20 protein-coding genes and 1 CRISPR repeat array are annotated in these 22,916 nt (G+C 40.0%); of the genes, 4 read left to right on the top strand and 16 right to left on the bottom strand.

All coding sequences use genetic code 11. The annotated features are described in order from the left end of the window. Positions 1 to 8: 8 nt before the first annotated feature. From PT278_RS03210 to PT278_RS03195, 4 genes are all read right to left on the bottom strand, one after another. Complete coding sequence (locus tag PT278_RS03210) at positions 9 to 1,976, bottom strand: beta-glucoside-specific PTS transporter subunit IIABC (protein WP_277130219.1); 1,968 nt, start codon at positions 1,974 to 1,976, stop codon at positions 9 to 11. A gap of 129 nt (positions 1,977 to 2,105) precedes the next feature. Next, a complete protein-coding gene (locus PT278_RS03205; RefSeq protein WP_277130217.1) occupies positions 2,106 to 2,993 on the bottom strand; it encodes a PRD domain-containing protein in 888 nt (295 codons plus the stop codon). Positions 2,994 to 3,230: 237 nt separating this feature from the next. Next, positions 3,231 to 3,818, bottom strand: a complete 588-nt coding sequence (locus tag PT278_RS03200; RefSeq protein WP_277130214.1) for a M15 family metallopeptidase — start codon at positions 3,816 to 3,818, stop codon at positions 3,231 to 3,233. 10 nt (positions 3,819 to 3,828) lie between these two features. Then, positions 3,829 to 5,199: an amino acid permease gene (locus tag PT278_RS03195; protein ID WP_277130212.1), complete on the bottom strand. Its 1,371-nt coding sequence runs from the start codon at positions 5,197 to 5,199 to the stop codon at positions 3,829 to 3,831. Positions 5,200 to 5,489: 290 nt separating this feature from the next. Here PT278_RS03195 and PT278_RS03190 point away from each other — a divergent pair, with 290 nt between their 5' ends. Together PT278_RS03190 and PT278_RS03185 are read left to right on the top strand one after the other, a co-directional pair. Further along, the gene (locus PT278_RS03190; RefSeq protein WP_277130210.1) at positions 5,490 to 6,713 is read left to right on the top strand and encodes a C39 family peptidase; all 1,224 of its coding nucleotides are present in this window, start codon (positions 5,490 to 5,492) and stop codon (positions 6,711 to 6,713) included. A 24-nt stretch (positions 6,714 to 6,737) separates the two neighbouring features. Beyond that, on the top strand, positions 6,738 to 7,811 hold the full coding sequence (locus tag PT278_RS03185) for a P1 family peptidase (RefSeq protein ID WP_277130209.1): 1,074 nt from the start codon (positions 6,738 to 6,740) through the stop codon (positions 7,809 to 7,811). A gap of 56 nt (positions 7,812 to 7,867) precedes the next feature. Here PT278_RS03185 and PT278_RS03180 read toward each other — a convergent pair whose 3' ends face one another. Genes PT278_RS03180 through glpK form a run of 3 tightly spaced genes read right to left on the bottom strand, consistent with a single transcriptional unit; the run spans position 7,868 to position 10,677 of the window. Then, a complete protein-coding gene (locus PT278_RS03180; protein WP_277130206.1) occupies positions 7,868 to 8,368 on the bottom strand; it encodes an O-acetyl-ADP-ribose deacetylase in 501 nt (166 codons plus the stop codon). After that, entirely contained in the window at positions 8,368 to 9,141 is a 774-nt protein-coding gene (locus PT278_RS03175; protein ID WP_277130204.1) for a tyrosine-protein phosphatase, read from the bottom strand. Before PT278_RS03175 ends, PT278_RS03180 begins: the two co-directional genes overlap by 1 nt. A gap of 33 nt (positions 9,142 to 9,174) precedes the next feature. Continuing rightward, a complete protein-coding gene (gene glpK / locus PT278_RS03170) occupies positions 9,175 to 10,677 on the bottom strand; it encodes a glycerol kinase GlpK (RefSeq protein WP_277130202.1) in 1,503 nt (500 codons plus the stop codon). Between the two features lie 140 nt (positions 10,678 to 10,817). Between glpK and thiD the strand changes: the two genes are divergently transcribed. After that, complete coding sequence (gene thiD, locus PT278_RS03165) at positions 10,818 to 11,630, top strand: bifunctional hydroxymethylpyrimidine kinase/phosphomethylpyrimidine kinase (protein ID WP_277130199.1); 813 nt, start codon at positions 10,818 to 10,820, stop codon at positions 11,628 to 11,630. 37 nt (positions 11,631 to 11,667) lie between these two features. Here the strand turns inward: thiD and PT278_RS03160 are convergent, their stop codons facing one another. Continuing rightward, the gene (locus PT278_RS03160; protein ID WP_277130197.1) at positions 11,668 to 12,258 is read right to left on the bottom strand and encodes a hypothetical protein; all 591 of its coding nucleotides are present in this window, start codon (positions 12,256 to 12,258) and stop codon (positions 11,668 to 11,670) included. A gap of 224 nt (positions 12,259 to 12,482) precedes the next feature. On the opposite strand from PT278_RS03160, the gene PT278_RS03155 reads away from it, so the two are divergent. Then, entirely contained in the window at positions 12,483 to 13,148 is a 666-nt protein-coding gene (locus PT278_RS03155; protein ID WP_277130195.1) for a cobalamin biosynthesis protein CobQ, read from the top strand. Between the two features lie 65 nt (positions 13,149 to 13,213). Here the strand turns inward: PT278_RS03155 and PT278_RS03150 are convergent, their stop codons facing one another. The 8 genes from PT278_RS03150 to cas7e (PT278_RS03115) all read right to left on the bottom strand — a co-directional run bounded on the left by PT278_RS03150 (position 13,214) and on the right by cas7e (PT278_RS03115) (position 22,912). After that, positions 13,214 to 14,968, bottom strand: a complete 1,755-nt coding sequence (locus tag PT278_RS03150; RefSeq protein WP_277130193.1) for a thiamine pyrophosphate-dependent enzyme — start codon at positions 14,966 to 14,968, stop codon at positions 13,214 to 13,216. 159 nt (positions 14,969 to 15,127) lie between these two features. After that, positions 15,128 to 15,751: a type I-E CRISPR-associated protein Cas6/Cse3/CasE gene (gene cas6e, locus PT278_RS03145; RefSeq protein ID WP_277130191.1), complete on the bottom strand. Its 624-nt coding sequence runs from the start codon at positions 15,749 to 15,751 to the stop codon at positions 15,128 to 15,130. 47 nt (positions 15,752 to 15,798) lie between these two features. Continuing rightward, positions 15,799 to 16,884 (bottom strand): type I-E CRISPR-associated protein Cas7/Cse4/CasC, encoded by a 1,086-nt coding sequence (gene cas7e / locus PT278_RS03140; RefSeq protein ID WP_277130189.1) that lies wholly within the window; start codon positions 16,882 to 16,884, stop codon positions 15,799 to 15,801. Between the two features lie 665 nt (positions 16,885 to 17,549). After that, positions 17,550 to 18,615: a CRISPR direct-repeat array (repeat unit 28 nt; unit sequence GGATCACCCCCACGCATGTGGGGAACAC). Positions 18,616 to 18,644: 29 nt separating this feature from the next. Further along, positions 18,645 to 19,541, bottom strand: coding sequence for a type I-E CRISPR-associated endoribonuclease Cas2e (cas2e, locus tag PT278_RS03135; RefSeq protein WP_277130187.1), 897 nt, complete (start codon positions 19,539 to 19,541; stop codon positions 18,645 to 18,647). Continuing rightward, positions 19,538 to 20,488, bottom strand: coding sequence for a type I-E CRISPR-associated endonuclease Cas1e (gene cas1e / locus PT278_RS03130; RefSeq protein WP_277130185.1), 951 nt, complete (start codon positions 20,486 to 20,488; stop codon positions 19,538 to 19,540). The genes cas2e and cas1e overlap by 4 nt, the downstream gene beginning before the upstream one ends. After that, positions 20,488 to 21,126 (bottom strand): type I-E CRISPR-associated protein Cas6/Cse3/CasE, encoded by a 639-nt coding sequence (gene cas6e, locus PT278_RS03125; RefSeq protein WP_277130184.1) that lies wholly within the window; start codon positions 21,124 to 21,126, stop codon positions 20,488 to 20,490. The genes cas1e and cas6e (PT278_RS03125) overlap by 1 nt, the downstream gene beginning before the upstream one ends. A 12-nt stretch (positions 21,127 to 21,138) precedes the next feature. After that, entirely contained in the window at positions 21,139 to 21,831 is a 693-nt protein-coding gene (cas5e, locus tag PT278_RS03120; RefSeq protein ID WP_277130182.1) for a type I-E CRISPR-associated protein Cas5/CasD, read from the bottom strand. Next, the gene (gene cas7e / locus PT278_RS03115; protein WP_277130180.1) at positions 21,812 to 22,912 is read right to left on the bottom strand and encodes a type I-E CRISPR-associated protein Cas7/Cse4/CasC; all 1,101 of its coding nucleotides are present in this window, start codon (positions 22,910 to 22,912) and stop codon (positions 21,812 to 21,814) included. Before cas7e (PT278_RS03115) ends, cas5e begins: the two co-directional genes overlap by 20 nt. Between the last annotated feature and the right edge of the window lie 4 nt (positions 22,913 to 22,916).

The following is a 22,916-nucleotide window of genomic DNA, read 5'->3' as shown; positions in this document are numbered from 1 at the left end:
TTCTGTAACTATTTTAAGTCAATAAATGCGTCAGTGGCCTTAACTTGACCATCTGCCAGCACCTTAACATCATTATAGTCCTTTGAATTAGTTACGATCACTGGAGTTGTAACAACATAACCTGCCTTTTTAATGGCATCAATGTCAAATTCAATTAATGGATCGCCGACTTTAACAGCTTGATCCTTTTCAACTAAGGTCTTAAAGCCCTTACCGTCAAGCTCAACTGTGTCCATTCCAATATGGATCATTACTTCGGCACCATTATCAGATCTTAAACCAATCGCATGTCCGGTTGGGAAGACCATAGCAATCTGACCATTAATTGGTGAATAGACTTTGCCTTCACTTGGTTCAATTGCGGCACCTTGGCCCATAGCACCACTTGAAAATACTTTATCTTTAACGTCTTTTAAATCAACAACTGTACCGTTTAATGGCGCAGCAACTACTTCAGCTTTAACTGCAGTATCAGCAGCTTCATCATTAGCAATAGTTTCAACTTCAGCGTTAGCATTGCCTTCAGCAACAGCTGCGCCAGCAGGAACTGCTTCACCATCAAGTGGAGCATCAACACTGCTCTTACCGAATAACATTTGTAAACCAAAACCTAAAACAGTAGCAACTGCCATGGCAATAATCAAACCATAAACGCGCATGTCGATACCATTCTTACTAATTGCGTCTGGAATTGAGAAGATACCCATTCCGGCCATAATGTAAACTTTGGTACCAAACATTCCGATTAAGCCACCACCGATTGCGGAAGCGATACAACTAATGTAGAACGGCTTCTTACGAGGTAAAGTAACACCATAAATAGCTGGCTCAGTAACACCGAAGATTCCTGAAACAACCGCCGGAATAGCTAAACTACGAGTCTTTTCGTTCTTAGTTTGGAAAATAATAGCAGCTACAACACCAGTTTGAGCAAATGATGCAGCAAGTGATAAACCTAAGATTGGGTCATAACCCATAGCTGCAATGTTGGTCATCATAACGGCAACAAAGCCCCAGTGAACACCAAAGATAACAAATACTTGCCAGAATGCACCCATCAGAACACCAGCTAAGATTGGGCTGAAGTTGTAAACGGCACTAACACCAGCAGCGATTGCATCACCAAGCCAAGTAGCAATTGGTCCAATTACGATAAAGGTTACTGGAATAGTAATCAGCAGAACCATAAATGGTACTAAGAAAGTCTTAACAACGTCAGGAATAATCTTTCGTGCCAATTTATGTACTTTAGAAGCAAACCAAACCGCCAAGATAATCGGAATAACTGATGAAGTATAGTTCATCGAAATTACCGGAATTCCAAGGAAAGTCATGTGAATTGGAGCTTGGAAAATTGTTCCCTTAAATAAGGTAAACAAAGTTGTCTTGCTGCTAGTCATCGCAACAATCGTTGGGTAACAAAGTGCAGCACCAATTGTCGCACCAAGGTAGCCATCAAGCTTAAACTTCTTAGCTGCAGAAATACCTAAGATAACTGGCAAGAAGTAGAACAAACTGTCACCAATGGCATTTAATACTGTGTAAGTACCAGAAGTTTGTGCTTCCCAGCCCAATGCAACGAACATCGCATTGAAACCTTTAATCATTCCGGCCGCACACATTGGCCCTAAGATTGGGTTGAAAATACCAGAAATCAAATCAATAAAGCGATCGGCAATACTCATGTTGCTGGTATCTACATAATCATCAGCAACTTCGCCGCCGTCGGAAAAGCCACCAACTTTGATTAAAGTATCATAAACATCGGCAACATTATTACCGATAACTACTTGATACTGACCACCAGATTTAACCAATGAAATAACTCCATCAGTTGATTTCATTGCATCATCGTTGGCCTTTTTTTCATCCTTCAACTTAAAGCGCAACCGTGTTGTACAGTGAACAACACTGGCCACGTTGTCCTTACCACCAACATTGGTGATAATCTTTTGACTTAAATCTTCGTAAGCCATAATTCCTCCTAAAAATAGACAAAATAAAACCCGTGGACATAAAAAGTATTACCCAGCTATTAAGCAGAGGTCTTACTTATGTTCTCGGGTTAATGCCTGCATTACCAGTAACACACCAGATAAACAATATTATTTGCCGCTTGTTATGCGCTCATCACTATCAGGCTCTGAACTATTCTGCCTGCGCGTTACCCGCCAGACATGTAAAGTCAGATAAACCTGATCGTCAGGCTGCAATTCCCAACCAGCTTGCTTTTGTAAATAAGTACCAATCTTTAAGACCGTGTCATAAGCCGTACGATACTTTGCCTTCATTAATTCCAGCAAAGACCGGTCTAGCTCACTCCCACTATCATCATTTATGCCGCAAATATGCCGAACCATAAATGCTCGTAAATGCGTCATAAAACGATTAAAACTAAATGATTCCGTGTCAAGCTGCATCCCATATTGATACTCAATAATGGCAATGACACCATGGATTAACTTCGTAATCTTAATTGTGTCCTGCAGCTTAGTTTGATCGGAGCCAGCATTGATAAAGTGATACGTCAGATAAACGGCCTCACTACGCGGCAAGGTCAAGTTTGTCTTCTCTTCAATCAGCTTAATCGCTGCTAGAGCGGTATCGTATTCTTTGGGGAACAACTTATGAATTTCCCAGCGGACCGTTTCTTGGCCCAAGTCGATGCCCTCATCAGCTCGTTTAAGCACAAAATCAATATGATCGGCCAACGAAAAATACTGATAATCAGAAAACTTAGTTTGCAGTTTTTGTGAAGCAAGTTGAATGATCTCAGTTGTCAGTGCTAATGTACGCGTATCAATATCACCGATACTATTGGCCAATTCAATATTCTTCTCAACCGCGACAAACCGACGGCTTATCTTACTCTCATCAATCTCATCGCCAGCTTTTTTGCCAAAGCCGATCCCATTACCAATTACAACCCAGTCAACGCCGGATTCATCAGACACCAAAGCAGCATTGTTATTAAAATTCTTGACAAATTTCACTTTGCTAACCTCTTTTTAACAAAAAAACCTACAAATAACCAATAGCAGATTATGAGTTATTGTTTATTTATAGGTTAATGCCTGATCGAATCAGTAACACGCTTATTTACATTTAAATTATAAATCAGTGTTAAAGCGATTTCAATAGTTATTTGAATATTTTTTATCAGTATTATTCTTAATATACATAATTAACTTGCATCATGCTAATTTAAGCAAAATCCTAATCATATATATTTAATAATCATTGGGATCAGCTTGTGCGGGCTCATATAAGTCAGAATCATCATCTTGATAATCCCACCACTCGCTTTCATAACCATGAAAGCCAGCTTTGGCCATCGCATCATCTAAAATTTGGTAATTATGCTCCTGCTCCTCAGTACGCGGATATGAACGCAAAGCTTTACCAGTAAAATCATCGAAACCACTTTGCATCAGGAGTTCATTTCCTGCCATATCCGTAATTGTCAGATCAAAGGTAACACCCTTTTCATGACTATAATTAGGATTAGGTGCAGCCACCCATTCATCATGAGGATAAACTTCGTACATTTTAATTTGAGCTGTGCTTGGCCGAAAGGCATCCCAAACTTTAATCCGGTAACCCTGCTCCTTTAATAATTTAGCTGCCACGCCCAACTTTTTAGCGGTACCAGCACGGGCAATTGCCGTTGTAAAATCATAAATCACATGATCTGTAAAATTATCCATTGTGGCATATTTCAAATCCACGATAATTGACGGGTCAACTTTCTGAATATTCAAAAATGCTGGGTCTGGCTTGATTGCCTTAGCGGCCGCAATAATTTTTTCTTTAGTCATTATTTGCTCCCTAATTCAATTCATTAACTGGATACTTGTGTCTAAAGTAATAATAGACACCAACGGAAATTGCTGGAATTAGCAGGCCTAACAGTGAAGTTACTGGGTCATCAAAGAAGTTATTGATTAGAATAATCAAAAAGGCAACAACGGCAATAATGACTGTCCATGGATAAGCCCAAACTTTATATGGTCTAGCAGCATCTGGTTGGCGGTAACGCAAAACAGGTACAGCTAAGATTGACAACAGGTTAAAAATTGCACCACTGAAGACAACTAGAGAAGTAAGTTCATTTAAGTCCCGCGTCAAAACTAAGGCAATTGAAATAATCATCTGCATAATTAAGCCGTGATCTGGAGTGCGGTATTTTGGATGAATGTGTTCGAATGTCTTCCATAATAAACCGTCTTTGGCAACGGCATAATAGTAACGTGAAAAGGCTAAAATCATGCCGTTTAATGAACTAATCATTGCCAAAACCATTGTAACTGCAACCAAAATTGTACCGGCATAGCCCATAAATGTTTGCGCAACATTCGTACCTAAGTACAATTGTCCTGCCTTGATTGACTTAGCGATTGCCTTAGCCGGCAGTGAACGATAAATCGCAAAGTTGAACAGTACATAAACAACTGTTGTAAAGCCAACTGATAAGATTAATGCTTTAGGCAAATTCTTTTGCGGATTTTTCATTTCACCAGCAACGGTATTGAGGTTCGTCCAGCCCTCAAATGCCCACAGCGAGGCGATGACTGCAAAGGCTACCATTTGAATAATATCAATCACATTACCCTTACCAGCAGGAAATGATAATGATAAGTTAGGCGTATAGTGGCCAAAGAAAACACCCAAGCCAATAATTAAGACTAGCGGTAAAACCTTCAGAACCGTGAAGAAGTTTTGTACCCATTCACCGATATTAACACCAAAGTAATTGACAATCGTGAAAATAACAATTAATAAAATTGCAATTATTTTTACTGTTAAATCATTAAAATGGAAGAAACTTGTCAAAGCCATCGGCAGCGCAATCGCAATTGCCGCAATTGAACCAGGACCGCCAATCACCATACTTTGAAAGGTAAACATATAACCAACTACTGGTGAATAAGCATCTGACAGATAAACATAAATCCCACCAGTCTCGGGATTCATGGCACCTAGTTCCGCAAAACACAAGCTCCCCATCAGGGTAACTAACCCACCAATCAGCCATGCAAGTAGTGCATAACCCATTGACATTTGCGAACGCTGCAGAACGTATGACCCAATATAAAAAATCCCTGAGCCAATCATAATCCCAATTAAAATATTACTTCCGCCAAACACACCAATCGTCTTTTTCAGCTGCGGCGCGTTTCCTTCACTTTTTTCCTTCAAAATAACACCTCTTAAAAATCAAGTTAGCTCCAAACAAAAGCCCCATTGTCTTAACAAAACAATGAGACCAAATTTAATCATTTTAGACAAATCAGCTAACGCTCCCTAAGCATTCCAGGACTTCTAAGACATTGTCCTGTAATCTCGATTGCGTTACCATTTAATTTAAAAAAAGATTAAAGCAAAACATACTATTTGTCAATACACTGCTTGAATTATTGTTTAATTTAATACAATTTACCCGCAAATAATATGCTATGATAGATTTAATTATTTAGAAGGAGTCTTGAATGGAAATCATTTATCACTTTCATAATGTCCAGACAATTATTGTCAGTAGGCAAGCCGCTGTCCTAACTAATGATGATTTACAAATCAGCGCCACCTGCGAAATCGGTCAAAAATTATCTGCTAACAATTTAGTCAAAGATAATCAGCAGAATATTTACTTTAATACTGCACAAGGCTTATTATCATTTAACGATGCATATTTTGAAAAATTAAATTACTTTAGTGAGCTTGACCTTTTTACCCAACTTAAATGGGGAAAAATCAAAAACCCGCGTGGTACGAATACCTATTCTAGCCAGCACCAATTGCTCGCACATCAGCCCTTGGCAAGCAGCCTGCAACTTGTCGGTCAAGGAGAAGACATATTTCACCAAACTTGGTTAATGACTTCCAATGGCACTTGGCTCAAAAGAAGTGATGTTTGGCTTGATGGCGAGCCGCTAATTACGCGGTCTCATGATCTAAGCCAAACAGAAACCATAATTATCAATCCTCATGGTTCAATTGCCCGCGATCATTTAGGGCAAAGCTTAGACTTGATTAAACCTGACAAGCAGCTGTCGGTTTTGGCAGTCAAAGAAGACGAGTTTGGTAATGAATATCTGCAGATTGGACCCGACACTTTTATTCCAACAACAGACTGCCTCCTGCACGATTACCCCAAGCAATTAAAGTCGCAATCGTCGCAGCTACTTATTACCGAAAACATTAACCAAATGTTTTGGGGAATTCAAAACGGCTGCGAGGCCGCAGCTTTACTAATGGGTCTGCATTACCAAGGTAAACTGAAAACAACGGATTACCAAACTTTCATTAATGAGATGCCACTGTCTCCAGATTATAATCCGTATCACGGCTTTGGCGGCTCACCTTATGAGAACGTAACTGGACGTTTTGAAGCGATTTTTCCACCAGCGCTATTAACTTGGGGCAAAAAATTCACAACTTTACGTGACTTAAATGGCGCAAATGAACCTGAGCTGATTGCCGCCATCAAGCGTGGCAATCCAGTTCTAACTTATGTCACCACCAATTTTACCCCGCCAGACCCGGACACTTATCCGTGGGGCAAAACTTACAAAAACAATCACGCCGTCTTATTAGATGGCTTCAGTGAAGATTTGTTCCATGTTTCCGACCCAATTGACGGTCATTATTGGTTGACAAAATCTGCTTTTATGCAAGCATATAATGTTAGACAATGGGCAATAGAAATCATGTAGTATATATTAGAAAGAAGAAAAATTATGGGACTTAACAAACCACTTTTAAACGCACTAAGCGATGCCAAGAGAGGACCAAAAAATTTAATTACCGATGTTGCCGGAATTACTGTCGGACACAAGACAGTCAAGACTGACCGCCTAAACACTGGAGTTACGGCAATCAAGCCTTGCCAAGACAATATTTTTAGAGAAAAAATGCCCGCTGCAGTTCAAGTAATTAACGGCTTCGGCAAAAGTACCGGTCTAGTTCAAGTTGAAGAACTTGGAACTATTGAAACGCCGCTGGTTCTAACCAACACGCTAAGTGTCGGTACTGGTTACACTGCCTTAGTTAAGCGAATGCTCGCTGAAAATCCGGAAATTGGGACTACAACCGGTAGTGTCAATCCAATTGTCATGGAATGTAATGATAGCAACATCAACCATATTCGTGATTTGGGCGTTACAGAAGATGACGTTAATGATGCTTTCGCAGCAGCTGACACTACTTTTGAAGAAGGACCTGTTGGCGGCGGTACTGGTATGTGCTGTTACGACCTCAAAGGTGGTATCGGCTCTGCTTCACGGCAAGTTGAGATCGACGGCAAAACCTTCACAATGGGCGCACTGGTAATGTCCAACTTTGGCTTTGGCGAAGATTTAAACATCTATGGTGAACATATTGGTAAAAAGATTGCCCAAATGAAGAAGGACAAAGAAAAAGGTAGTATTATCACAATTATTGCTACTGATATTCCTTTCAATTCACGGCAATTGAAGCGAATTGCACGCCGCTCAAGCGTTGGTATTACTCGCAGTGGTTCCTTCGCTGGTAACGGCAGCGGCGAAATCACCCTTGCCTTTTCAACCGCTAATCGAGTAAGCCACTTCCCAGAAAACGAGCTCAGCACAATTCAAGCAATTACTGATGACAAGATTGACCGCTACTTCCGAATTACCGTTGATATCGTTAATGAAGCCATTCTAAGTTCATTAGCCCACGGTAAAACCTTTATCAACTGTAACGGCAAGCCTGTTTACGGTTTGCCAGATGCCTTAAACGAGTTGGGCAATGATCCAGATGCCATTAAGTTAAAGGAACAATTGGGACTTTAATTAATCTCGCTAACTAAATAGGACCATAGAATTATGACAATTCTATGGTCCTATTTTTATACCTGTTTTTGATAAAGTGCTGCCGTTTTATCATCAAACGCACACATTATTACTTCTATTTTAGCCGCTTCATTTTCTCGCAGCCATTTTTTAACCGTTTGGAAAGCAATTAAGGCTGCTCGACCAGCCGGAAAACCATACGCTCCCGTTGAAATTGCAGGAAAAGCAATACTATGCAAGTTGTTTTCTTTAGCTAGGTCAAGTGAACTAACATAACATGCCCGCAAAAATGAATCATCTCTTGCTCGTCCAGAATAAATTGGCCCAACAGTATGAATGACATACTTAGCAGGTAATCTGTATCCCCGCGTTATCTTAGCTTGACCTGTCTTACAACCATGTAACGTTCGACATTCAGCCAATAGTTCTGGACCAGCAGCCTTGTGAATTGCACCATCTACTCCCAAACCGCCAAGCAAAGTCTCGTTCGCTGCATTCACAATTGCATCAACTTTTAACTTAGTAATGTCACCTTTAATAACTTCAATTTTTAACATTATTCTAAATACATCCGCCTTAATTGCATCAAATCATCTGCAGTAAAACCCAACTGTTTTTGAAAGAAATTAGCAAAGTCACCCCAACCGCCGCGAATGGTTTCCGTAATGCCGCGAATGGCAATTCCTTCACCTTTAGTAACATTCATCTTAGCAACCATTTTAGAAATGTCGTCATTACTCGGCAACTGCCGCGAAATAGCGAAATCATATAACTCATTAGTTAACAAATAATCACGGGCAATTGTGTCGTCATCAACGCCCAACGCCATTAAAATCAAAGCAGACACCATCCCCGTCCTATCCTTACCGGCACTACAATGATAGACAAGTGCCTCATCTTCTGGTAATTCCAGTAATTGTGCAAAAATTCGGGTAAAAATGTCCTGACTATGGGGACTAAGAAGTGTCTGCTGGTATATCCGCCCAATAAAGTTATCCTTCATATCTGGAATATGATGCAAAAAACGGTACACCTTACGGTCATTTTGCTGATCCGCAATATCTTCGGAATAAACGGGAACATCGACAAATTCACGCTTAAACCATGACTTATCAGGAGAAGTCTCTTTTTCATACGCTGAACGCAAATCACAATCAACTGTAACATGTAGATCCGCCAGTTTTTGTTGGTCATGAGGCGTAAGTGAACTTAATGAATCCGAGCGATAAATTTTATTCCATTTAACTGTCTGACCATTCTCGGTTTGATAACCGCCAACATCCCTAAAATTTAATGGCCCATCAAAGGCCACAATTCGCTTGTGTGCCATTAGTTCTCACTTCTTTTCCCTTAAATCACTTTACTATTCGCCGTGGGCATAAACTTGGGTTGCCTTAACCGCACGCTTCCAACCAGCATACAAATGGTCGCGTTCTTCCTTAGGCATTTGTGCATCAAAAGTCTTACCGACAACAAAAATGTTTTTCAGTTCATCAACATCTTTCCAATAGCCAACTGCAAGACCAGCCAAAAAGGCAGCACCCATTGCCGTTGTCTCAAGCGTTTTTGAGCGATCAATCTTAATTCCTAAAATATCAGCTTGAAATTGTAACAGATAATCATTGTTTGAGGCACCACCATCAACGCGCAACGTTGGAATATCAATTCCAGAATCAATCTGCATTGTGTCAACAACGTCTCGAGTTTGGTAAGCAAGTGACTGCAGCGTTGCCTTAATAAAGTCATTCTTGTCTGTTCCACGTGTAACGCCAAAGACTGAACCCCGAGCTTCAGAATCCCAATATGGTGCACCTAAACCCGTAAATGCTGGTACTACATATACTTCATTTTTCGACTTAGACGCGCGTGCTGCTGTTTCCGATTCTTCCGCCAACTTAATCATTTTCATCGAATCGCGCAGCCATTGAACCGCACTCCCAGAAACAAAGACAGAACCCTCAAGTGCATAAGAAATCTTACCGTTAATTCCATAAGCAATCGTGGTCAACAGGTTATTATCAGACTCAGTTGGTTCTTCGCCCGTATTCATCACGATAAATGAGCCAGTACCATAAGTATTCTTAACCATGCCCTTCTTTAGCGCAAGTTGACCTACAAGTGCGGCTTGTTGGTCCCCGGCCATCCCGCAAATTGGGACTTTACCACCAAAAAAGGTGTAAGACTTGGTATAACCATAAACTTCCGAATTTGACTTAACTTCCGGTAACATTTTCTTAGGAATATTCAATAACTTAAGAATATCATCATCCCACTTTAAATCGTGGATGTTAAAAAGCATGGTTCTTGAAGCGTTGGTATAGTCGGTCACATGAACCTCACCATCAGTTAACTTCCATAATAGCCATGAATCAATCGTCCCAAACAGTAAGTCGCCGTTTTCAGCCTTCTCCTGAGCACCTTCAACGTGATCCAAAATCCAGCGGATTTTTGTTGCACTAAAGTACGGGTCAATAATCAAACCAGTCTTTTTATGAATCATGTCACTGTAGCCGGCTTTTTTTAGTTCTTCAGCTAGAGCAGTTGTCTGCCGCGACTGCCACACAATCGCATTATAAATTGGCTTACCCGTCTTCTTATCCCAGATAACTGTTGTTTCTCTTTGGTTAGTAATCCCGATGCCGGCAATCTGGTCTGGGCGCAAACCCGAATTAATAATTGCATTAGCAATTGTCGTCTGTACAGCATGCCAAATTTCTTCAGCCTTGTGTTCAACCCAACCTGGTTGAGGAAAATATTGGGGGAATTCTTTTTGCGATGACGCAACTTTCTTGCCTTGATGGTCAATAATCATTGCCCGGGTTGAAGTCGTACCCTCGTCAATCGCCATAACGTACTTTTTTAACATAATTATATCCTTTCTCAAGAAAGCGGTTTTAATATAATTTTACTTATCTGCATGTTTTTTTACAAGAAATAATTATATCATTGTCAGTATTTTAAGTTATACTTGAAACTAAAGCTTGGTTTAAAGAGGAAGGCAAAATTATGAACAAAGAAATTATCGCTCTAACAATTGCTGGCAATGATAGCGACGGCAGTGCAGGTATGACAGCTGACTTACACTCCTTTTATGCACGAAAAGTATACGGCATGGGACTTCTCACTGCAGCCGTTGCTGGCAATACCACTGGTATTTATGCCCAAGAAGTCATGCCACTACCCTTTATTCAAAAGCAATTTGATGTTTTAAACGAAGATTTTAAAATTGACGCATTAAAGACTGGCATGCTAGCTAACAAAGAGGTCATTAATTGTGTTACGACTAACCTGCGCAAATACGACATGGGCAAAATTGTCCTCGACCCCGTTATCATGACCAAACATGGCAATACTTTGCTTGACGATGATGCTTATCAAGCCTTTTTGGACGAATTATTGCCGCTGGCTGATATCATCACGCCTAATTTTTATGAACAACAAAAGCTAACCGGCCTTGCATTGACTACTAAGGAAGAAATTAAGCAGGGGGCCCGTAAATTACAAGAAATGGGTGCTAAAAATGTTTTAATGAAAGGCCGCCACGATAATAATGAACAATCAGCAGTGACAGATATCTTATTAACAGCTGACGGCAATTTTTATGAATTTACTAAGCCATTTATTGATACTGACCGCATTAACGGTACTGGTGATACCTTATCTGCCGTAATTGCCGCTGAACTGGCTAAAGGCAAATCAATTATCGATAGCGTCAAGATTGCCAAGGACTTCACCTATGAAGCAATTGCCCATCCAATTGCTGTGGGTTCTAAATATGGTCCAATCAATCACTTTGCTGCCCAGCAAGACGTGAAATAACACCAACAAAAAAAGAGTCGCGTGGACTCTTTTTTTGTTAACGATAATTATATTCTGTATAACTAATATTTTTAAAATGATGATTACCGTATTTTTTAGCCAATTTCTTTGACTTGAAATATTGGTTATAAACTTTTCCAGTATCTGGTTGAGCTTCAAATAATACTTGAACTTTCTTGCCGTTAACCTTTTCAACCTTCATTGAATAAGCAGCACTCTCGGCATCTTTACCGGCTGGCGTCACAATCGACCAAGTAGCATGATTAATCTTTTTATTAGTACCTGTAGCTAATGCCGCAAGCTTAGCAGGATCTTGATTCTGGCTAACGCTGACTATTTCTGAAGTCAGTTTACCAGTAGTTGGGGCGCTGGCAACGCTAGTCATTTTAACAGTTTCGCCGGTTTTAGGTGATGTATAACTGCCTAACTTAATAATTAATGGTTTAGGCGTTAAAATATTACTACTATACCATTTGCCGCGCCACTTCTTAGGGAAAGAATATGTATTGGCAACTTGTTGGGTAACAGACTTAACTGGTTTAACAGTTTGTGCTTGGACAGTTGTACTTGCCCCAGCTGCACTAGCAAGCGTTGCCGCTGCAAGTAAAGTTAATATTGAATGCTTCATTTAAAATTCTCCTTTTATCTAAAATAATATAATCTTTAACAATTATTATAAAACAATACCAATAGTTATATTATAACAAGCTTGTTACAGTTATTTCCACATGACACCAGTTCATCTATCGGTTCTTAAAAATCAGTTAATTTACCCCATAATTAGAATCTTCTTTTGCTTAATACCAACCTTTTACGCTATAATTTATTACAAAAATACGAGGTTGAGGCGCGATGGCAGACAAGACAATTAAAATTGCATACTTATATGAAGATTTAATGAATACCTATGGTGATTCTGGTGACGTTAAAATTATTCGTTACCTATTAAAGAAGCAAAACTATAACACTCAAATTGACAATGTTTCCCTAGGGGACCCATTCAATGCCTTTGATTACGACTTTGTCTTTTTTGGTGGTGGACAAGACTTCGAGCAAACCGTTGTTGCTAAAGACTTACCGCGGCATAAAGAAACATTGACTAATTATATTAATGCTGGTCACCCAATGCTTGGCGTTTGCGGTGGTTACCAGCTTGTTGGTACTTACTACAAAACAATTGGCGGTGCCACAATTAAAGGATTGGACATTTTGCCATTTCACACCGTCTTTAAAGCAGACAAGCGCATGATTGGCGATACTCACTACAACACCGAATGGGGTGAAGTTAAGGCTTTTGAAAACCATTCAGGTCAAACTTATTTTGATGACCAAAGTTTGCGGCCATTGGGCAAAATGATTACTGGTTATGGTAACAATCCTCAAGATGGACTTGAAGGCCTGCATTACCACAACTTTATTGGGACTTATTCTCACGGACCAATTTTGCGCAACTTGAATGTCGCCAATGCTATTGTCAAGATGGTTCTTGATTGGCACCAAGAACGTGTAACTGACTAATTATTATGCCAAAGCAAAAAACATCTTCAGTTTAATCTGAAGATGTTTTTATTTATTTAAATTTATTACTTGCTTGCATCAGCCAGCAATTCACTAAATGTTGGTTGGTCTGCTGTATCTAACTCGTAAGTCTTACGGTAATCAGCTACAGCTTCTGCGCCAAACACATTTTCGTCAGTCATCACAACGTTAGTATCAATTGGATCAATATCTAAAATCTTAGCATCCAAAACAATTGGCAACTCATTGCCGCTATCTTGCAGCTGCTTAATCTTAGCTATTGCCTCTTTTAATTCCGCTAAATTAGTGGCAGTTAAACCAATTGCACCCATACTCTCGGCTGCCTTGGCCCAATCTGCACCAACCAAGTCAATACCATAAGGTGCCTGACCTGCCTGCAACTTTTCATGGCCGATAAAACCAAATGACTTGTTCTCCAAAACCACGTTAACTACAGGTAAGTGATACTTAACTTCCGTTAACAAGTCCGGCATTACCATTGCGTAGCCACCATCACCAGAAATTGTCCAAACTTGGCGGTCAGTAAATGATAACTTAGCTGCAAGACCTGCTGGCAGACCAAAGCCCATCGTACCGTACCAAGCAGACATTGCGTATTTTTGCTCATGATCGAATGGCAATTGCCGTAAAGCCCACTCTGTGTTATTACCAACATCAAGACCAAAGACGGCATCCTTTGATGAGTTATCCTTAATTGCTTGAATTACACTTTCAGCACGCAAGCCATCATGGTCGTCAGCAGCAAGCTTTTCAAGCCAGTTTACCCACAAAACGCGGTCTTGTTGAGCTGCCTTTAAAAATGCAGTTGGTTCTGCTTGATAATCTACTGCGGCTAATTTTGCCAAAAAGTCCTTCGCATCAGCCAAAACAGTAATATCAGCATCATATTGCTTACCCAAATCAGCCAAATTGTTGTTAACCTGAATAATTGTCTTGTCATTTGGCAAAAAGCGCGCAAACGGATAATTAGTACCAACATACAAAATCAGGTCGCTGTCTTGAGAAACATCAAAGGCAGGCTTAGTTCCCAAGCGTCCACGCGCACCCATGTAGTTAGGGTGATTAGTCGGAAAGACATCTGCAGCTGGTGCAGTAGTCAAGACTGGTAAGCCAAACTTATCGGCAACTAGAACTGCGGCATCACGACTGCCGCGCGCACCTTGACCAAGCCACATCACTGGCTTCTTGGCATTCTTAATTGCGTCAGAAACAGCTAATACATCAGCATCCTTTGCTAAAATTTCATTATTAGTTGTACTTAGAGCAGCTGTCTTGGTTGCTACGTACTCAATTTCTTGTCCTGAAAGGTCATCAGGCAATACAACAACTGATACTGACTTAGTTGCATAAGCTGACCGGATTGCCTCATCAATTAGACTAGGAATCTGCTCGGCATTAGCAGCTAACTTATGAAATTGAGCAACATCTGCGTAAATCGGATCTTGATTTAATTCCTGGAAGAAATTAGTATTCATAAAAGCCGTTGAAGTCTGACCAACTAAGGCTAATACTGGTACATGATCCATCTTGGCATCGTAAAGTCCGTTTAACATATGGACTGATCCAGGACCAGCTGAACCAAAGGCAACCCCAATCTTACCAGTTAGCTTAGCATCAGCTGCTGCTGCCATAGCTCCAACTTCCTCATGACGTACTTGAATATACTTAATTTGGTCACGTTCTTGGTATAAGCCATCAACTGTATTATTAATTGAATCAGCAGTAATGCCGTAAACATGGTCAATATTCCACTTCTCTAATACTTTTGCAAGTGCTTGACCTGCCATCATCTTTGTCATATTAAAACTCCATTCTTTGAATTCATTCCATGGCTTACTTTTTGTAAGCATTTCTAAATAATATCACTTACTTTTTGTAAGTCAAGATATAATACCCTGATTTTTTAAACGCACAAAAAAAGCGATCCCTGTTGGGTCGCTTTTTTTCGTTATAAAATACTATTCAGCTTGAGGAATAACTGTCATGAGACCCATACCGAAAGTCTTCTCCAGTCCAACACCATTAGTTAAAGCTCGTTTAAATAAGTTAACATTTTTCACAACTAACTTACCCTCAAACTTCACACTACTGAGCCGCACTCTTTGACTATCTTGATGAAATGCTATTGGCCAATCACGACTAATAATCTGTAATTCCGGAATTTTTACTTGAAAGCCATTCTTCTCTGCTTGTTCAAGCAGCCACCGTACTTGATCTTTTACAGTAACAGCAGGCTCTACTTTACCATCTCTTGACTTAAATGATGGATCAGCAGCTAACCTAAATTGCATGACTTGATCTGACTTAATTTTACTTAAAAATTCGTCATAATCTTCGATATCAACCGTACCCGAAACACCATACTCTAAGAGACTACTAGAATCTGGCTTAGTTTGACTAACAATTATCAGATATTCTTTATCCATTAGACGATCAATTCGCCATAAATGGGGCTCTTGATCTTCAGATTCGACCTCATCAGGAAAACTCTGTTCTACCCAATTGTGAAACGCAGAAAGTTGCGTTAATTCCTTAGCTTTCGGCCAATTGTTAACATCAATTTCAACTCTTGATAGATACACTTCTGCTTCCCTCCTTCAATTACCTTGTATAAAGCTAATTAAAACTATTAATCTTGCATTGCCTTTGTTAAGGCTTCAGTAACCCTATCCAGCAATTCTGATAGATTTTCAGCTTGGTTGTTAAATTTTGAAGGATGATTAGTAAGAATTACATTCATCAAAGGTTCTTCAACGAATCTCTTAGTTACAACATATTCGTCTTCCAACTTCTTAATTGATCTTGCAATACAGTCCTTCTTAGAAGGAATTGGTTCTTCAAAGGCAGAAGCCAAGTTAATTGGTGTATCTTCCCGCAAAGTAATCATGATGTAATTCGGCAAAGTCTTGTTAGCAAATGTCATTTGCGAACTAGTTGGCATTGAAAGAATGAAGGCCTTAACAAAAGCAACAATGTTCTTAACAATATCTTCATTGTTAAGGTTATTAGCTAAAGTACCAACACTAACATTTGCATAACGATATAAAATTGCTGCATTATATTCAACTGCACCTAGCATATCAACATTACTTGAGTCTTCTGGGTGTGAATCTTCAATTGCAGTAAAGTAATCGTATTCTGGCTTGATTTCATGGGTTGAAATTGCGTTTGCCATTTGAGCTGCTGCATTAACATTAAGTACAGAATTATCTGGAACCATCCGGCCAAATAATGCCAAATCAAGAGAATTATCAGATTCCAAAATGCGCGTAACGTCATTCTTGGCAGTTTGATCGGTCAAATTATCATGAGTCAAAGCATATTGAGCTAATTTTTCTAATTGAACAGGACTAACTGTCAAAAAAGTAGACGTTAAAATCTTGCCACTATCAGAATCCCGGTTAAATTTGAGACCAGCTGCACCCAAAGTAGCAATGGCCTTGTCCATTGCAGCTTTTTCGTCTAAAGAACCGTCTAAAGCTGACAATTCATGAGCCAAAAGTTCTGCAATTTCTTTTGTCTTTGTACCAACTGCAGAATTTTCTGCTTTAAAGAAATCACGTACAGCCTTTTGCCAGCTTTGTGCAGAAACACGTGCACGAGTAACGCCGCCGTAATATGCGGTTTTAGGTGCGCCTGTACCATCTTGGTTAATGTTAGAAGATGGTACTTTCTGTAAGATGTTCAGATCGAGATATAAATTTGTATTACTCATTCCAATTACTCCTTTTAAGTATTGTTGGCCAAATCATGTATTTTATACTTTACTTAATCCATGTATTCCTATATTTATTCACTAATAATTAGTACATCCAGTAAATTTAGTTTAGGTAGAACTTGATTACTAACTAAAAATACTTTTAAACATACATGTCATTATTATAAGCATAAATTTATTTGTTAACACATTGTTTATAACTACATATTATGTAATAAAACCATATTTTTTGCAAGGTGTTTTACAAAGTAAAATATAGTATACGAACATTAATATTCAACCAGCTATATTAAAATAGGAAATCTATTACTCACAGCTTCTGGAGCACAGATTATAAATGTTATTTTGGATATTCAGTACTACTTCTGAGGTTAAAATTACTCCCATGAATAAGTAATCCTACCTTTTCTATGATATACTTATGACACTAGGACAAGCCTAAGCTTGCCCTGGTGTCTATTGCTACTTACCTAAAAATGAAGCAATAGACTTAAGATAGTCGCAAGACCTGCAATCAAGTCAACTGTGAAAGAAATATTTTCCTGTATTTCTTTTCTCTTGGCTTTTTGTTTTGCCTTATAATACCTCTATCAAATCAAAAGTAGCACCCTCATGTGTATGAGGAATACACATTTACTGTAAACATATAGGTAGCATCTTGAGGATCAACCCCACTCACGTGGAGAATACCAGCCGCCTGCTGTATGGTAATAGGTAACCCCAGGATCAACCCCATCTATATAGGGAATACACCATATTAACAATCTCATTAACGGCAATCATAGGATCAACCCCACACTCGTGGGGAATACTCAAACTCAATCGGTACAACGTGATCCACAATAGGATCACCCCCACACTCGTGGGGAACACCATTTCTGAAGTGTGATTTGCATTAGCCATCTGGGATCACCCCCACACTCGTGGGGAACACGCTTCTACTTGTCTTGCCGTAAAGACCATGTCGGGATCACCCCCACACTCATGGGGAACACACATTGGCAGCCTGTTCATCGTTCATGCTGGTAGGATCACCCCCATACTCGTGGGGAACACTGAGCATTATTAACTGCAGCAGTAATTTTATTAGGATCACCCCCACGCATGTGGGGAACACTTAGCCGCAGTGAGAATGCGGAAGCTACGCCAGGGATCACCCCCACGCATGTGGGGAACACTCGTATAACTTCATAAACTGTTCCATACCTGCGGGATCACCCCCACGCATGTGGGGAACACTTACCTGCATAGATCGTTGTCCCTTTGATGCCAGGATCACCCCCACGCATGTGGGGAACACTTGTTTACCTGACTAGCAAACTTCCAATATTTAGGATCACCCCCACGCATGTGGGGAACACGCCAGTTCGTCCTGCTGGATTTTGAGCTGCTTGGGATCACCCCCACGCATGTGGGGAACACAAGACTTGCCACGGCTTCAAGTATACGCAATGGGGATCACCCCCACTCACGTGGGGAATACAAAACTATCGTGAAGCAAAAAATAGGGCAGGAAGGATCACCCCCACTCACGTGGGGAATACTCTTTTATGGGTAAGTATTCAATTGCGTAACTAGGATCACCCCCACTCACATGGGGAATACTATCCATCTTTCTACATCAAGCCGTACCAGCTGGGATCACCCCCACTCACGTGGGGAATACTGGTTGTGGTTCATCAGAAGCATTAGAGAAGCAGGGATCACCCCCACTCACGTGGGGAATACAGTAAAAGATCCCTATGATACCAGCATCTTTAAAATTTAGGACTGCCTTTTTCCATTAGTTTGTTCGCTAACTCCATTGTCGCCTGAGCATCAGATAGCGCATTGTGTGGCCGCAAATTTTCAATATTATAAAACTTCAGAACCGTTGCTAATTGGTAATTATCAAGGAACTTTTCAGCCTTCTTGACTACTGCCATTAAGTCAACGGTTTTATTATTTAATTCCGGTAAATTGCAGGCAATTAACCCAGAAGATAAAAACGTCTCATCAAAATGAAAATTGTAGCCCATTAAAATAGAAGATTTAATAAAATCCTTTAGCTTAACAAGAGCGGAATCAAGAGGTATTCCCTTATCTTCCAGCATCTTATCAGTTATCCCTGTTAATTCAGTTATTGACTTAGGTACTTTCTGATCCGATTTAATTAGTTCGTCAAATTTTTCATAGCTGCCATTTCTTAATCTTTTGACGGCACCAATTGCGATAATTTGGTCACGATTTGCTTTTAGTCCTGTTGTTTCAAGGTCTAGCACCGTAATTTCTGGTTGCGACGCCTTAGCTTGGGACTTATTCTGTTTATGCGCCATCATTCTTGCCCGATGAAATTTTGATGCATTACTAAAACCATATTTTGTAGTCTGAGGGACAGCATCAACATTAAGGCGCATTACCAGCGGGATACCATCATAATCAACAACTTCATAATTTCGCCGTGTTGTTTTAATCTGATAGCCTAGCTCGGTATTGGTACTATAGACCATAGTTGCTTCACCGTTACCGATATTCTTTTCCACTCGCTGCCACACCAAGTCACGTATTCGTGCACTAACGTTGCCAACATAGACACCTGTTTGAACTTCTTGATACCACTTGGTAAGGTCGCCTCGCAACGATTGTGGGACTTTAGTTAAAGTAACTACAATCATTGGTCATTATCCTCTTCAATTTCATGATATTGGACGCCGAATTTTTGCAAACCTAGTTTGTCATCCCACAAATTGATAACATTTGCCTCTTTGGTTTCTTTTACACCCAATAAATCTTGTAAATCAGTTACCATTCTCGTTAACAATTTGCCACTGGCAAATATGTCCCGCATAGCAAGCCGTGTCCTAGTAGAAATATCCTTATCATTACCGTATTTGGCAGTTATCTCAAAGGCAAGCGGAATCGAAATTTCTGCCTTATACAAGTCCGCAAAATCATAAACAAATGCCAAATCATGGCCTGTATGGACAAAACCTAACCCTACAGAAGCACCCATTGCAACAATAACACTATAGCTTAAACCATATAAAGCTTGGTGGGCTTCGGTCAATGCCTTATTGATTGGTGTCTGGGATTCAAAATCATCGGGATTGTATTCACGCCTAGTCCAAGGGACACCTGTTATCTTAGACTGTTCACGATAGATTCGTCTAACACGACTGCCTTCCTTGCCCCGCAATTCCTGCATTGATAATTGCGAAACATCTTCACCGGGAAAACGCATCTGGTACATTTTTCGGGCAACTGCTACTCGGGTACGTTTATTCGATACTAATTTAGCTTGCGCCTCAAGTAATTGCGAAGAATGATTGAGTGAACGACCATGAGCATAATGACGCACGCCGCGCTCACCTACCCAAACGACACTCATGCCAGCATCACCAATTAATTCCATTGCTCGATGAGTAACATCAACACCCGGTCCCAACATTAATACGCTAACAATTGCCGCTGGAACATAAACGGTACCGCGACTATCAGAAACCATTAGGGCACTATCTTGACGGTTTAACTTAGCATGTTCAAAATAAAGAAACGTTATTCGATCACTAACCCTCGCCAATTCTGATAGTTCGGGTTTCTTAGCACCAAAATTTTTAACCATTATTTTGCCCGCGGAATAACCGTCATTAGTCCCATACCAAAGGCCTTTTCGCGACCAAGTCCATTAATCAAAGTCTTCTTAAACAATTTAACATCAACAACTTGCAAAGTACCTTCAAACGTAACTCTACTAAGGCGTACCCTGCGGCCGCCGCGATATGACAATAAAGGCCAATCACGACTAACAATGTCAAAAGATTGCTCATCTGCAGTATACTTCACTCGAAAGCCAGACTTTTCTGCCCTGTCAGCCAACCATTTCGTTTGTTGAGCCACGGTAACATGAGGGAATATTTTGTTTTGATCTTTTGGTCTGTACGACGGATTAGCAGTTAACCTGAATTGCATCATCTGTCCTTGCTCAATTTTACTTAAAAAATTATCGTAATCCTTAATAATAACCGTATCAGCCACACCATAGCGTGACAATTTATTCCTATCCGGCTGATTTTCACTAAGGACCAATAAGTATAAATTCCCTGATAAGCGGTCAAGCCGCCACAAGTGACGTAATCTCTCACCAGCACTGATTTCATCTGGAAAACTTTGTTCCACCCAATTATGAAAGGCCGAAAGTTGCGTCAAATCTTTGATTTTTTGCCGATTATCTACATCAATTTGAACTCTTGATAAATACATTTGCGCTCCTTTCTATAAAGCTGACATAATATCATGTTCAGTATTCTGTTTAACTTCTAATTCAACCGTAGTAGTCTTAACTTCGCGAAAACCATATTGGCGCGATTTTGAAGCAAATGAGATTGCCCGATCCTTCACCAAAGTATCTGTTTTATTAGCATCAGGTAGCAAATCAGCATCGGCAATAATTTCTGCCCTAAATGTAGCACCATTTTTTTGCCGATGCTGATACCATTTTGAAGCTTGCCAAGGCAGGTTACTTAATACAGAAACCGGGTCGCCATCTATCATTTCCATCTGTAAAGCACCTGCGGGAACGTTGGCCCGCCGTCCTAAGAACAAGGCATAATGGGGATGTTTTAAAGCTGAGTGAATTTGCTCAATAGTTGCTTCATCGCCGCCAACAGCAGCAACAAAAACTGCATCTTGCAAGTAGTCGCGGTAGGTGATTTTTCGGGTATCTTTTTTCCATTCAACTGTTTGAAAATCGGTTAAAGTTATCCCACGCTGGTCAATACGAACGGCAAATTTCAAATCATTCAACTGCTCAATTCGCTTATCATCGCGACTGTAGCCTAAGGCTGCCGCAATCATCCCAATTACCGCACTTTTTGACGGATAATCACCTGTCGTCCGCCGCTCAAATGTTGCTTCATTACCGTAAGACTGCAAAGGTGCAGTCAGCCTAATCGTTAGTGTCTTCATCTTGCATCGCCTTTGTTAAAGCTGCAGATACTTGATCTAATAATTCAGAAAAATCAGCAACTTTTGCAAATTGCCCACCTTCTTCTCGTGAAAAGACAACATTTAGTAGTGGCTTTTCTAGAATGTCATTAGTGGTCTGATATTCATCTTCTAATTTTTGAATTGATTTTTTAACAAAGCCGCCTCTAGTCATGACTGGCTCTTCAAAAGCCGACACCAAATTAACCGGTGTATCTGAACGCAAGGTAATCATAATATAGTTAGGCACTGTCTTATTAGCAAACGTGTTTTGCTTGCCCGTTGGCATTGATAGGACAAAAGCTTTAACGAACGCAATAATACTTTGAACAGCATCATGGTCGCCCAAATTTTTAGCCAATTCCTTAACATTAATATTTGCATAGCGATATAGAGTTGCAGAATCATATTCAATCGTTCCCAGCATTGCGGCACCGTTAGTATCATCTGGTTGCAAATCATCTAGCGCCGTGAAGTAGTCATATTCTGGAACAATTTCATGCGTTGAAATTGCATGGGCAACTTGAGCCGCTGCATCAACATTTAATTCGGGATTATCCGCAACCATGCGACCAAACAAAGCCAAATCTAAAGAATTATCTTCTTTCAAGATTTGCTTAATTTCTTTTTTAGTATCTTTATCATCCAATTTATCATGAGTTAGTGCATACTGTGCTAGTTTATCAATTTGACCGGGACTAACTAGCAAGAGCGCACCTGTTAAATTCTTATCTGTCTTCTTATCTTTTTTAACTTTAATTCCTGCAGCAGTTAAAATCGCGATTGCTTTATCCATTGCCTTGTCTTTGGCCAAAGAACTATCCAAGCTCTGCAATTTTTGTGCTAAAAATTCGGCAACTTCCTTAGTTCTTGTTCCAACCGAATCACTTTCGTCTCTAAAATAATCACGCATCGCCTTTTTCCAACTTTGCGAAGAAACACGTGCTCGCGTAACGCCACCGTACATCGCCGTCTTAGGTGCACCCGTATCATCACGGTTAATGTTAGAAGCCGGCACTGTTTGTAAAACATTCAAGTCAAGATATAAATTTTTGTTAGTCATTTTA

The organism is Lactobacillus sp. ESL0703 (assembly GCF_029433435.1).
In the GTDB taxonomy this organism is placed as follows: domain Bacteria; phylum Bacillota; class Bacilli; order Lactobacillales; family Lactobacillaceae; genus Lactobacillus.
This window is presented reverse-complemented; position numbering and strand designations above follow the sequence as displayed.

What these genes read in the sequence shown, in the direction of transcription:
- cas7e (WP_277130180.1), bottom strand. Translation starts at nt 22,912, where the DNA reads ATGACTAACAAAAATTTATATCTTGACTTGAATGTTTTACAAACAGTG.
- cas1e (WP_277130185.1), bottom strand. Translation starts at nt 20,488, where the DNA reads ATGGTTAAAAATTTTGGTGCTAAGAAACCCGAACTATCAGAATTGGCG.
- PT278_RS03180 (WP_277130206.1), bottom strand. Translation starts at nt 8,368, where the DNA reads ATGTTAAAAATTGAAGTTATTAAAGGTGACATTACTAAGTTAAAAGTT.
- PT278_RS03160 (WP_277130197.1), bottom strand. Translation starts at nt 12,258, where the DNA reads ATGAAGCATTCAATATTAACTTTACTTGCAGCGGCAACGCTTGCTAGT.
- PT278_RS03200 (WP_277130214.1), bottom strand. Translation starts at nt 3,818, where the DNA reads ATGACTAAAGAAAAAATTATTGCGGCCGCTAAGGCAATCAAGCCAGAC.
- PT278_RS03185 (WP_277130209.1), top strand. Translation starts at nt 6,738, where the DNA reads ATGGGACTTAACAAACCACTTTTAAACGCACTAAGCGATGCCAAGAGA.
- PT278_RS03150 (WP_277130193.1), bottom strand. Translation starts at nt 14,968, where the DNA reads ATGACAAAGATGATGGCAGGTCAAGCACTTGCAAAAGTATTAGAGAAG.
- cas5e (WP_277130182.1), bottom strand. Translation starts at nt 21,831, where the DNA reads ATGAAGACACTAACGATTAGGCTGACTGCACCTTTGCAGTCTTACGGT.
- PT278_RS03210 (WP_277130219.1), bottom strand. Translation starts at nt 1,976, where the DNA reads ATGGCTTACGAAGATTTAAGTCAAAAGATTATCACCAATGTTGGTGGT.
- thiD (WP_277130199.1), top strand. Translation starts at nt 10,818, where the DNA reads ATGAACAAAGAAATTATCGCTCTAACAATTGCTGGCAATGATAGCGAC.
- cas2e (WP_277130187.1), bottom strand. Translation starts at nt 19,541, where the DNA reads ATGATTGTAGTTACTTTAACTAAAGTCCCACAATCGTTGCGAGGCGAC.
- cas6e (WP_277130184.1), bottom strand. Translation starts at nt 21,126, where the DNA reads ATGTATTTATCAAGAGTTCAAATTGATGTAGATAATCGGCAAAAAATC.
- PT278_RS03190 (WP_277130210.1), top strand. Translation starts at nt 5,490, where the DNA reads ATGGAAATCATTTATCACTTTCATAATGTCCAGACAATTATTGTCAGT.
- cas7e (WP_277130189.1), bottom strand. Translation starts at nt 16,884, where the DNA reads ATGAGTAATACAAATTTATATCTCGATCTGAACATCTTACAGAAAGTA.
- PT278_RS03155 (WP_277130195.1), top strand. Translation starts at nt 12,483, where the DNA reads ATGGCAGACAAGACAATTAAAATTGCATACTTATATGAAGATTTAATG.
- PT278_RS03175 (WP_277130204.1), bottom strand. Translation starts at nt 9,141, where the DNA reads ATGGCACACAAGCGAATTGTGGCCTTTGATGGGCCATTAAATTTTAGG.
- glpK (WP_277130202.1), bottom strand. Translation starts at nt 10,677, where the DNA reads ATGTTAAAAAAGTACGTTATGGCGATTGACGAGGGTACGACTTCAACC.